Annotated in this window: 13 protein-coding genes; 9 read left to right on the forward strand and 4 right to left on the reverse strand. The window is 51.0% G+C overall.

Features of this window, described 5'->3' with window-relative positions; translation table 11 throughout:
- The first annotated feature begins 147 nt into the window (after window positions 1-147).
- Window positions 148-1065, forward strand: a complete 918-nt coding sequence (gene lpxP / locus IP581_RS10025) for a kdo(2)-lipid IV(A) palmitoleoyltransferase (protein ID WP_086869421.1) — start codon at window positions 148-150, stop codon at window positions 1063-1065.
- A gap of 71 nt (window positions 1066-1136) precedes the next feature.
- Window positions 1137-1487: a hypothetical protein gene (locus IP581_RS10030; protein ID WP_228007836.1), complete on the forward strand. Its 351-nt coding sequence runs from the start codon at window positions 1137-1139 to the stop codon at window positions 1485-1487.
- A 65-nt stretch (window positions 1488-1552) separates the two neighbouring features.
- On the opposite strand, the gene IP581_RS10035 is transcribed toward IP581_RS10030, so the two are convergent.
- The 3 genes from IP581_RS10035 to IP581_RS10045 form a co-directional block, all read right to left on the reverse strand.
- Window positions 1553-2293 carry an EAL domain-containing protein gene (locus tag IP581_RS10035; protein ID WP_193822447.1) on the reverse strand — a complete coding sequence of 247 codons (741 nt, stop codon included), beginning with the start codon at window positions 2291-2293 and terminating at the stop codon, window positions 1553-1555.
- Between the two features lie 648 nt (window positions 2294-2941).
- Complete coding sequence (locus IP581_RS10040) at window positions 2942-3733, reverse strand: alpha/beta fold hydrolase (RefSeq protein ID WP_193822448.1); 792 nt, start codon at window positions 3731-3733, stop codon at window positions 2942-2944.
- A gap of 159 nt (window positions 3734-3892) precedes the next feature.
- Window positions 3893-4081: an Ecr family regulatory small membrane protein gene (locus IP581_RS10045; RefSeq protein WP_086869414.1), complete on the reverse strand. Its 189-nt coding sequence runs from the start codon at window positions 4079-4081 to the stop codon at window positions 3893-3895.
- Between the two features lie 447 nt (window positions 4082-4528).
- On the opposite strand from IP581_RS10045, the gene sufA reads away from it, so the two are divergent.
- The 7 genes from sufA (at window position 4529) to ldtE (ending at window position 11157) form a co-directional block, all read left to right on the forward strand.
- Complete coding sequence (gene sufA, locus IP581_RS10050; RefSeq protein ID WP_016496315.1) at window positions 4529-4885, forward strand: Fe-S cluster assembly scaffold SufA; 357 nt, start codon at window positions 4529-4531, stop codon at window positions 4883-4885.
- Window positions 4886-4893: 8 nt separating this feature from the next.
- The gene (gene sufB / locus IP581_RS10055; RefSeq protein WP_086869410.1) at window positions 4894-6381 is read left to right on the forward strand and encodes a Fe-S cluster assembly protein SufB; all 1488 of its coding nucleotides are present in this window, start codon (window positions 4894-4896) and stop codon (window positions 6379-6381) included.
- A gap of 17 nt (window positions 6382-6398) precedes the next feature.
- Window positions 6399-7145: a Fe-S cluster assembly ATPase SufC gene (gene sufC, locus IP581_RS10060; RefSeq protein WP_086869408.1), complete on the forward strand. Its 747-nt coding sequence runs from the start codon at window positions 6399-6401 to the stop codon at window positions 7143-7145.
- The gene (sufD, locus tag IP581_RS10065) at window positions 7120-8391 is read left to right on the forward strand and encodes a Fe-S cluster assembly protein SufD (protein ID WP_193822449.1); all 1272 of its coding nucleotides are present in this window, start codon (window positions 7120-7122) and stop codon (window positions 8389-8391) included. Before sufC ends, sufD begins: the two co-directional genes overlap by 26 nt.
- Entirely contained in the window at window positions 8388-9608 is a 1221-nt protein-coding gene (gene sufS / locus IP581_RS10070; protein WP_193822450.1) for a cysteine desulfurase SufS, read from the forward strand. The genes sufD and sufS overlap by 4 nt, the downstream gene beginning before the upstream one ends.
- Before the next feature lie 14 nt (window positions 9609-9622).
- Window positions 9623-10039, forward strand: coding sequence for a cysteine desulfuration protein SufE (sufE, locus tag IP581_RS10075; RefSeq protein ID WP_193822451.1), 417 nt, complete (start codon window positions 9623-9625; stop codon window positions 10037-10039).
- A 101-nt stretch (window positions 10040-10140) separates the two neighbouring features.
- Window positions 10141-11157 (forward strand): L,D-transpeptidase LdtE, encoded by a 1017-nt coding sequence (ldtE, locus tag IP581_RS10080; protein WP_097402105.1) that lies wholly within the window; start codon window positions 10141-10143, stop codon window positions 11155-11157.
- A gap of 70 nt (window positions 11158-11227) precedes the next feature.
- On the opposite strand, the gene IP581_RS10085 is transcribed toward ldtE, so the two are convergent.
- On the reverse strand, window positions 11228-11464 hold the full coding sequence (locus IP581_RS10085; RefSeq protein WP_007374746.1) for a major outer membrane lipoprotein: 237 nt from the start codon (window positions 11462-11464) through the stop codon (window positions 11228-11230).
- Window positions 11465-11602 lie beyond the last annotated feature (138 nt).

The following is an 11602-nucleotide window of genomic DNA, read 5'->3' on the forward strand; positions in this document are numbered from 1 at the left end:
GATTTTAGCTCTTCGTGCTATATTGTCCGGCACTGGATGTACCGCCCGGTTATCTTCAACCGGCGCGATTGGCTGTAACGCGTAATGACCTGATGAAGTGATTCATTGTCTCTTTAAGCGCTACTGAATAGAGGCTTTTAGGTAACAATGATGACATCATTTAAGTTAGCGTTTTTACACCCACGACATTGGGTGACATGGGCCGGGCTCGGTTTACTCTGGCTACTTGTTCAACTTCCTTATCCTGTTCTTGCCCGCTTTGGCGCGGGGCTCGGTCGGCAATCGCGTCGATTCCTGCAACGTCGCGAGCGTATCGCTCGCCGTAATCTCGAACTCTGTTTCCCCCATATGAGTGATGAGCTGCGTGAGCGGCTGATTGCGAAAAACTTTATGTCGTTGGGCATGGGGTTGATTGAAACCGGCATGGCGTGGTTTTGGTCGGATAAGCGAGTACGCCGCTGGTTTGACGTCGAAGGCTATCAGCATTTACAGACCGCCCAGGCCAGCCAGTGTGGCGTGATGGTGGTCGGCGTGCATTTTATGTCGCTGGAATTAGGCGGGCGCGTAATGGGGCTTTGTCAGCCAATGATGGCGACCTATCGTCCCCATAATAATGTGCTAATGGAGTGGGTACAGACGCGCGGGCGTATGCGTTCCAATAAGTCGATGATTGATCGCCGTAACCTGAAAGGCCTGGTCAATGCGCTGAAACAAGGGGAAGCCGTTTGGTTCGCGCCGGATCAGGATTACGGTCGCAAAGGCAGTATTTTCGCCCCGTTCTTTAGTGTTCAAAACGCGGCAACCACCAACGGCACCTACGTTTTATCGCGCCTTTCCGGGGCAAAAATGTTGACGGTCACGATGGTGCGCAAAGAGGATTGCTCTGGTTATTCGCTGCATATCGGCCAGGCGATGAATGACTATCCGGTTCAGGATGAGTTTGCCGCCGCCAGCTACATGAACAAAGTGATTGAGCGCGAAATTCTGCGCGCACCGGAGCAGTATCTCTGGATCCACCGGCGTTTTAAAACCCGCCCGGTCGGCGAACCTTCGCTTTATAACTAACCTTTGTTAACGCGCCCCTTCTCAGGGGCGCTGTATTATTCTGTTGCCAACAAAATGTATACGGGATGGTTATGGTCAAGTTTATTGCGGGCGGCTGTTTAGCCTTATTATCGGCGTATTCCTCTGCTGAGGGCATCGCACTGCAGTGTGATGAATATCGCGCCAGCGTCGAACCGGATGGGCTCACTATCAATGGCCGACATTACACGAATCCACAGGAGAAGCCGTATGAGATCTCCGATCAATACTCCGGACGCGCGCTGATTTACACCGACAGCCAGGATCAAAACAAGGCGACCAACTGGGCGGCGATCCATATCATCACGCAGATCGAAACGGGCAAAAAAGCCTTTTTCTACGCGGACAGCAAGCACACTGAAGATAAAGCGATCATCTGCACCCGCGAAAACGCAGAGGAATAAGACACGGGCAGCCAGTCTGATGCAGCGCTTTTAACCGATCGCCCGCCAGCGGCTTTTGTGCGGGTTCAAAACCCTTCCAGTAGCTGGAGTTGCTTAAAGGTCAGCGGGCGGGAAAAGGTGTACCCCTGAATACCGCCAGCGTTATACCTGTTAAGCAGGGCGAGGTCGGCGGTGCTGTCCACGCCTTCACAAATCACATCCGTCCCGGCAGGTATCACGCTGTCAATGAAACGGTGCAGTGTTGAAAGTTTTGCCGGATGGCGGGCAATGCCGTCAACAAGGGAACGATCGATTTTGATGGTATTGAACGCAAACAATTGCAGGCGCTCTGCATGTTCATTTCCGCAACCAAACTTACCGAGTGAAACCATAAAACCGTACTCTCTGGCTTGCTTTAATGCTGGTAACTTACTGATAAATTGAGAATAAGTAAGGTGGTTGCTGACTTCAATCTCGATACGTTGCGGGGCAATATCATTGTGCTGGCAGCGTTCAATGAGCTGGGTAAGATAATCTATATCATTAATTAACTGCGGCGACAAAATGAAGGAAACCGTCATGGTTTCCTTCATTTTTAGTACATGACAAATAACCTCAAAAATAAAATCGGTTACTTTTCTGTTGACCGCCGTCTCTTCGAGAAGCACGCCTGTTTGCTCAGCGGGAATGAGAAAATCCTCACCGTTATAGAATTGTGCTACCGCTTGATAGCGGAGGATCTTTTTTCCTGAGAGCGTAATGATGGGATGAAACTCTGCCGTCATCAGGAATTTTCTGCCTTTAATTTCCAGTGTGTTAATTTTCATTTTCCTGATTTAGCCCCTACTCAAAAGAACAGGACATTCTTAATGAACAATTTTTAATTCTACACAGGCCCGGATAACGATTGAAAATTGTTTTAAATGATCGATTATCTTATTTTGATAGTTTGTAGCTATTACTCTTAGGAAAATGATCGCTTAAATCTATAAATTAACAAAGAAGATTATTCTTAATGTTTATATTTAGTTGGTTTGATGATTTTGATTTTTATGTATGGTTTGAGTTAGGTTGTTGTTTTGTCGTGATAAATGTGATTGGCTGCGAATAAGCATAACGAGCGCCTGCTCGGTGTTTGGCTTATAGCAATAAAGCACCAATGAATTAACACTATTAACCATAAGTAAGATGTTTGCGGATAATACGCGGGTATTTAAAAGCCGGGAGCTTTATTACCTTTTAGGGCGGCAATGTTAAGCAGGCGTATTGAAGATGTATTTAGGATGCGTTTAAAAATAGATGGGCGAACATAAAAATATAATGACATTTTTATGACAGGTATAACCTGATTGGGAATAACAGAAAAAAACGGGAAACATATCATCTGATTCTGTTTCCCGTCCGGTTAATGAAATGGTCAGTCTTAGACTATCGCCGGGTGTGTAAATTACCTGCCTTTCACAATGTAAGGGGGATCAACAATGTTGTTTCAGGAAATCGACAATCAATTGTGAAACACATTCAGGGTTCTCCCGGTTACTGATATGCGCCGCATTTGGAATCAACGTGAATTCACAACCTAATGCTTCTGCCATCTGTCGCCCTTCCACTGGCGGGCGCGGCAGATCCAGTTCGCCAGTTGCCACATGCGCCGGACAAGCCACAGAATCCAGAATGGTCATACGATCTGGTCGGCCGAAAATCAATTTACCGAGCGGCACAATGCTTTTGCGAAGCTGTTCTGCAGAAAGTGAGGAAAGATAAGCGGTAAGCTGCTGAACATCTGCAGGCGCGGCAAACTGCGAATAAAATTGACCGACAATATAATCAAGCAACGCTGGCGGAATGGTGCCAGTCGCATCGATGGCATTAAGCATCGCGAAGTAACGCTCACGCGCCACATCGGTTTCATCACCAATAAAGGTATCAAATAACATCATTGCCTTAACACGCGCAGGTGCGGCGGCAGCGAGTTCTGCGCCCCACATGCCGCCGACCGATAAGCCGACCACGGCAAACTGGTCAATCTTGAGTGAATCCATTAAAGCCAAATGGTCTGCGGCAATATCGGCCAGAGAGGCTGGGGAGCCAGGCAAAGCAGGGGATTCGCCATGTCCCCACAAATCCGGGGCTATCACACGAAAGTGCTGGCTGAGTGTTTCTATTTGCGGCGACCACATCGATTTATCGAACAAATAGCTATGGCCCAACAGCACGGGAAAACCCGCGCCGCTATCTAAAAAAGACATCATTGGTTTTGCATGCATCAATACTCTCCTTGTTTGATGGCCCAGCGAGGTGAGCGCATTTTTAAAAAACCGAACATAGCTGACTTTATCTCAGAAATGAGAGGGGCATTTCTTCTTTTTCGACAGTTTTCTCTTATTTCAGAGCCATTTTCCTGTAGCGACCAGAACACCATAACGTCACTCCGGCGTGGAGATAGTTGGGTAAAGCAACGTTTCCAGGAAGCTGGCTACTACCCACAGCGTTTCGCTGAAAATTGACCATAAACCCACCACCAGAACCACCACCGCAAGCAACAACAAAATCAACGCCGTTTTATCCATAACTTGCTCAAATGTGGTCAAAAATCCTTGTTTTCGGACACTCATTCCAGCATCCGGTTCAACTTTTTACTATGACTATTTTGCCGCCGACATGCGGCCTATTGATATCACTGGAGATTAATTTTGAAAACGCAAAGCGCTGAAGTTGGGGTTATGCGTTTAAGACGCCGTTTTGCGAAAAGGTAATGTTTTACTAAGCGAGTCACTTTTTTCATTAAGAAATACCAACACCCTATCTCAATAATAGGTATTGACTATACATCTTTTCTTTTTTACCCCTTATCCGCCGCAGTGCCCTCTAAAATCATTATTTATCAATTTATTAAACAAATTTTCACTTACCTGTAAAGCCCTGGCGCAGAGTCTATGCTTATACCATGTGCCGAAAAAAGGGACTCATGGGTAATAACCCTTCGGAAAAGAGGTTGAAGTGATAATCATTATCACTAACATAGCATTATGAGCCTTTGATCTGCTGATGTGAGGTAAACGATGGAATCATTTAATCCGCAAGATTTTACGTGGCGGGGGCTAACCATGACACCCGCTGCCGCAGAACATATCCGTGCGCTGGCCAGTAAGCAGGCCGGAGTACTCGGTGTACGGCTGGGTATCAAGCAGACGGGGTGCGCAGGTTTTGGCTATGTACTTGATACCGTGACGGAACCGAATGAAGACGATTTGCTTTACGAATCTGACGGCGCACGCCTTTACGTACCGCTGCAGGCGATGCCGTTTATTGACGGCACCGAAGTAGATTACGTGCGTGAAGGTTTAAATCAGATCTTCAAATTTCATAACCCGAAAGCTCAGCACGAATGCGGCTGTGGCGAAAGTTTCGGGGTATAGGCGGTACTATGTCTCGTAATACTGAAGCAACTGACGATGTCAAAATCTGGACCGGCGGCAACCTCAATTATAAAGAGGGTTTTTTTACCCGGTTAAGCACTGACGAGCTGGCAAAAGGCATCAATGAAGATGTCGTGCGGGCCATTTCAGCGAAACGCAATGAGCCAGAATGGATGCTCGAATTTCGCCTGAACGCTTTCCGGGCGTGGCTGGAGATGGAAGAGCCACACTGGCTGAAAGCCCATTACGAAAAACTGGATTATCAGGATTACAGTTACTACTCCGCACCTTCCTGTGGCAACTGCGACGACACGTGCGCCTCACAGCCCGGCGCGGTGCAACAGACCGGCGCAAATGCCTGGCTGACGGAAGAAGTTGAAGAGGCGTTTAACCAACTCGGCGTCCCGGTGCGCGAAGGCAAAGAAGTGGCAGTCGATGCGATTTTTGACTCCGTCTCCGTGGCGACGACCTACCGTGAAAAATTGTCTGAGCAAGGAATCATCTTCTGCTCGTTCGGCGAGGCGATACATGACCACCCGGAACTGGTAAAAAAATACCTCGGAACGGTGGTGCCCTCTAATGACAACTTTTTCGCCGCGCTTAACGCCGCCGTTGCCTCTGACGGCACGTTTATCTACATCCCGAAAGGCGTGCGTTGCCCGATGGAACTGTCGACCTATTTTCGCATTAACGCGGAAAAAACCGGCCAGTTCGAGCGCACCATTCTGGTTGCGGATGAAGGGAGCTACGTCAGCTATATCGAAGGGTGTTCCGCGCCGGTGCGCGACAGCTATCAGCTGCACGCGGCAGTGGTGGAAGTGATCATCCACAAAGACGCGGAAGTGAAATACTCCACGGTGCAAAACTGGTTCCCGGGGGATAACAACACCGGCGGCATCCTTAATTTTGTGACCAAGCGTGCGCTGTGCGAAGGCGAAAACAGCAAGATGTCATGGACGCAGTCTGAAACAGGCTCCGCCATTACCTGGAAATATCCGAGCTGTATTCTGCGCGGTGATAACTCGATCGGTGAGTTCTTCTCCGTCGCATTGACCAGCGGGCATCAGCAGGCGGATACCGGCACCAAGATGATCCATATCGGCAAGAACACCAAATCGACGATTATTTCGAAAGGGATCTCCGCCGGGCATAGTCAGAACAGCTATCGGGGGCTGGTGAAAATTATGCCGACCGCGACCAATGCCCGTAATTTCACCCAGTGCGACTCGATGCTGATTGGTCCGGATTGCGGGGCGCATACCTTCCCGTATGTCGAGTGCCGTAATAACAGCGCGCAACTTGAGCATGAAGCCACGACATCGCGTATCGGTGAAGACCAACTCTTCTATTGCCTGCAACGCGGAATCAGTGAAGACGATGCTATCTCCATGATCGTCAACGGCTTCTGTAAAGATGTCTTCTCTGAACTGCCGCTGGAGTTTGCCGTTGAAGCGCAAAAACTGCTGGCTATTAGCCTTGAACACAGCGTCGGTTAAGGATTAAAGGATAAGAAATGTTAAGTATTAAAGACTTGCAGGTAAGCGTTGAAGATAAAGCGATTCTGCGTGGCCTGAGCCTGGAGGTGCGCCCCGGTGAAGTACACGCGATTATGGGACCGAACGGCTCCGGGAAAAGCACGCTTTCTGCGACGCTGGCCGGACGTGAAGATTATGAAGTGGTAGGCGGCAGCGTCGAGTTTAAAGGCAAAGATTTACTGGAGCTGTCGCCGGAAGACCGCGCCGGCGAAGGCGTATTTATGGCGTTCCAGTATCCGGTGGAGATCCCCGGCGTCAGTAACCAGTTCTTCCTGCAAACGGCGCTTAATGCGGTACGTGAATATCGCGGCGAAGAGGCGCTGGATCGGTTTGACTTCCAGGATCTGATGGAAGACAAAATCAAATTGCTGAAAATGCCGGAAGATTTGCTGACCCGTTCAGTCAATGTTGGCTTCTCCGGCGGTGAGAAAAAACGTAACGACATTCTGCAAATGGCGGTGCTGGAACCTGACCTGTGCATTCTGGATGAAACGGACTCCGGCCTTGATATTGATGCACTGAAAATTGTTGCCGAAGGGGTGAATGCGCTGCGTGACGAAAAACGCGCATTTATCATTGTCACGCACTACCAGCGGATCCTGGATTACATCAAGCCGGATTTTGTACACGTGTTATATCAGGGGCGCATCGTGAAATCCGGTGATTTCACGCTGGTTAAGCAACTGGAGGAGCAGGGCTATGGCTGGCTTACCGAACAGCAGTAACGCGCTGCAACAGTGGCATCATCTGTTTGAAACGCAGGGCGGCGCGCGTTCTGAATCGGCGCAGCAGCATCTGCAGCAAATGCTGCGTTTAGGATTGCCGACGCGCAAACATGAAAACTGGAAATACACGCCGCTGGACGGTTTGCTGAACAGCCAGTTTGTTAGCACCTCTGGCACGATCGGTGCCGCGCAGCGCGATACGCTGGCGCTGGCGGTGGACGCCGTGCGGCTGGTGTTTGTTGATGGACAGTTTAACGCGGCGCTGAGTGACGACACGGCGGGTTCCGGTTTTGATGTCACTTTTGCTGATGTGCGAGAGGCGCTGCCTGCGCCGGTGCAGCCGGAAGTATTCCTGCATTTGACAGAAAGCCTGGCGCAGAGCGTGACCTGGATTCAGGTGGCGCGAAACCAGCGGCCTGCTAAGCCGTTGCTGCTTATGCACATTACTCAAGGGCTGGCGGGCGAGGAGATGAATACCGCCCATTATCGCCACCATCTTGAGCTTGGCCTGGGGGCAGAAGCGACCGTTTATGAACATTACGTCAGCCTGAACGATGCGCGCCACTTTACAGGATCACGCCTGACGATGAATGTGGCGGCGAATGCGCACCTGCACCACGTCAAGCTGGCATTCGAAAACCCGCAAAGCTACCACTTTGCGCATAATGACCTCTTGCTGGCGGCAGATGCGGCGGCAGATAGTCACAGTTTCTTGCTCGGCGGCGCGGTGTTGCGTCATAACATCAGTACGCAACTTAATGGCGAAAACACGCAGTTGCGCATCAACAGTCTGGCGATGCCGGTAAAAGCGGAAGTATGCGATACCCGTACCTGGCTTGAGCATAATCAGGGCTACTGCAACAGCCGCCAGCTACATAAAACCATCGTCAGCGATAAAGGCCGGGCGGTGTTTAATGGCCTGATCAAAGTTGCGCAACATGCCATCAAAACCGACGGGCAGATGACCAACAATAATCTGTTGCTCGGTCGTCTGGCTGAAGTGGACACCAAGCCACAACTGGAAATTTATGCCGATGATGTGAAATGCAGCCACGGCGCGACCGTTGGGCGCATTGATGATGAACAGATGTTTTATTTGCGCTCGCGCGGGATCAATCAACAGGCGGCGCAACAGATGATAATCCATGCCTTCGCGGCTGAACTGACGGAAGCCATTAGCGACGAAGCATTGAAACAACAGGTTCTGGCGCGTATCAGCCAGCGCCTGGCAGGGGGCAGAGTATGAGTTTTCCCGTGAACGCCGTTCGCGCCGATTTCCCGGTGCTACAGCGTGAAGTGAACGGACTACCTTTGGCCTATCTCGACAGTGCGGCCAGTGCGCAAAAACCGAACCAGGTAATTGATGCCGAAGCTGAATTTTTCCGCCACGGGTATGCGGCGGTACACCGTGGTATTCATACGCTGAGCGCGGAAGCCACTCAGCGGATGGAAAATGTGCGGGTGCAGGCAGCGGCGTTTCTTCATGCACGTTTGCCCGAAGAGCTGGTGTTTGTGCGCGGCACGACCGAGGGAATTAACCTGGTGGCGAACAGCTGGGGGAACAGCCAGGTGCGCGCGGGCGACAACATTATCATTAGCGCGATGGAACACCATGCCAATATCGTGCCGTGGCAGATGCTGTGCGAGCGCGTGGGCGCAGAGTTACGTGTGATCCCGCTTAACCAGGATGGCACGCTGCAGCTGGACGTGTTGCCCACGCTGCTGGATGAACGCTCGCGGCTACTGGCGATCACGCAGGTGTCGAACGTGCTGGGCACCGAAAACCCGGTGGCGGAAATCATTGCGCTGGCACATCAACATGGCGCGAAAGTGCTGGTGGATGGCGCACAGGCGGTCATGCACCATCCGGTGGATGTGCAGGCGCTGGACTGCGATTTCTATGTTTTCTCCGGCCATAAATTGTACGGGCCTACGGGTATCGGCGTGTTATATGCCAAAGAGGCTATCTTGCAGGATATGCCACCGTGGGAAGGGGGCGGTTCGATGATCGCCACTGTGAGCCTGATCGAAGGCACAACTTATGCGAAAGCGCCTTGGCGTTTTGAGGCCGGTACGCCGAACACAGGCGGCATTATTGGGCTTGGCGCGGCGATTGAGTATGTCAATAAGTTAGGGCTGGAAGCGATTGGTGAATACGAGCAGACGTTAATGCATTACGCACTCAACGCGCTGGCAGAAGTGCCGGATCTGACACTGTATGGCCCGACGCAGCGCCAGGGGGTAATCGCGTTTAATCTTGGGAAACATCATGCCTATGATGTCGGCAGTTTCCTCGATAATTACGGTATTGCGGTGCGTACCGGGCATCATTGTGCGATGCCGTTGATGGCATTTTACAATGTTCCCGCCATGTGTCGCGCGTCATTGGTTATGTACAATACAGAAGAAGAGGTGGATCGTCTGGTGGCTGGCCTGAAACGTATTCATCAGTTGCTGGGCTAACGTGAGAGGCAAAAATGGCCGCATTACCCGATAAAGAGAAACTGCTGCGCAATTTTAGCCGCTGTGCCAACTGGGAAGAGAAGTACCTCTATATTATTGAGCTGGGGCAGCGTCTCCCGGAATTAAGTGCCGAAGCGCACAACCCGGAGAACGTTATTCAGGGCTGTCAGAGCCAGGTCTGGATTGTCATGCATTGTAACGAAGCGGGCGTGATAGAGCTGGCTGGCGACAGCGATGCCGCGATTGTCAAAGGGCTTATTGCCATCGTCTTTGTGCTCTATCAGCAGATGACCGCGCAAGATATTGTGGCGTTTGACGTGCGCCCGTGGTTCGAAAAGATGTCCCTCACGCAACATCTGACCCCTTCTCGCTCGCAGGGTCTTGAGGCGATGATCCGCGCGATTCGCAACAAAGCAGCCAACATTAGCTAAACTTAAAAGACCATATTTCATCCTGTTACGACGCGAGGTGTTTAGCGCCTCGCTGGATCTTCAGCTTTCTGACACCTTGTCAGTGGATACAGGAACTTCCTATGAAACGCGCGTCTTTACTCTCCTTATGTCTTTTCGGCGCTTTAAGCGCACTCCAGGTGGCTCGTGCGGCAGAATATCCCCTGCCTGCCGATGGTAGCCGTGTCATTGGGCAAAACCAGACTTACACCGTGCAGGCGGGGGATAAAAACCTGCAGGCGATCGCCCGCCATTTCGACACGGCAGCCATGTTGATCCTTGAAGCCAATAATACGATTGCACCCGTACCGAGACCGGGCACGATCGTCACTATCCCCTCACAAATGATTTTGCCCGATACGCCGCGCGAAGGCATTGTGGTTAATCTGGCGGAATTGCGACTCTATTATTTCCCGCCGGGGAAAAACAGTGTGCAGGTTTACCCGATAGGTATTGGTCAACAGGGGCTGGAAACGCCGGTTTCGGTGACGCGAGTTAGCCAGAAGATCCCGAACCCGACATGGACACCGACTGCGGGCATTCGCGCGCGTTCATTAGCAAACGGCATTGAATTGCCGCCGGTGGTACCCGCAGGGCCAAATAATCCGCTGGGGCGCTTTGCGCTGCGTCTGGGGATTGGTAATGGTGAATATCTCATTCACGGTACGAATGCGCCGGACAGCGTTGGGTTACGGGTCAGCTCAGGCTGTATCCGCATGAATGCGCCGGATATTCAGGCGCTGTTTGCGCAGGTTGCGGCTGGGACGCGGGTAACAATCATCAACGAGCCGGTGAAATACACCGTAGAGCCTGACGGGCGGCACTTTATTGAAGTGCATCGTCCGCTGGCACAAAAAGTTGAAGAAAATACGCAGACGGTGCCGATCAGCTTCTCTCCCGCGCTGGAGGCTTTTATCCACAGTGCTGGCGGTGATAGTGGCATGATTACGCAAGCGTTGAATCGTCGGGCGGGTTACCCGGTAGCAATTCCGGTCAGGACATCAGCGGCAGCGTCGAAAGAAAGCGTGTTATCGGTACAGAACAGGGCGAAAGGAACAACGGTGGATGCAGAAGCACAACAAGAGGCTGTAACGCAGTAGACGAAAAAGAAGGGCATATTACAGGCAAAAAAAATGGCGCACCGTGTGCGCCATTTCATTACAGGAACTCTTACTTACGGTAAGAGTGAGCCTGGTTGTCCAGACGCTGGTTAGCGCGAGCTGCGTCATCTTTAGCAGCCTGAACGTCGGAACGGATTGCGTTCACGTCGTTGCTCAGCTGGTCAACTTTAGCGTTCAGAGTCTGAACGTCAGAAGACAGCTGATCGATTTTAGCATTGCTGGAGCAACCAGCCAGCAGAGTAGAACCCAGGATTACCGCGCCCAGTACCAGTTTAGTACGATTCATTATTAATACCCTCTAGATTGAGTTAATCTCCATGTAGCGTTACAAGTATTACACAAACTTTTTTAGGTTGAGAATATTTTTTTGATGGGAATCCACTTAAATTTGATCGTTCGCTCAAAGAAGCATCGACTTTCAATA

The sequence above is a fragment of the Kosakonia pseudosacchari genome, from assembly GCF_015167415.1.
GTDB classification, from domain to species: Bacteria; Pseudomonadota; Gammaproteobacteria; order Enterobacterales; family Enterobacteriaceae; genus Kosakonia; species Kosakonia pseudosacchari.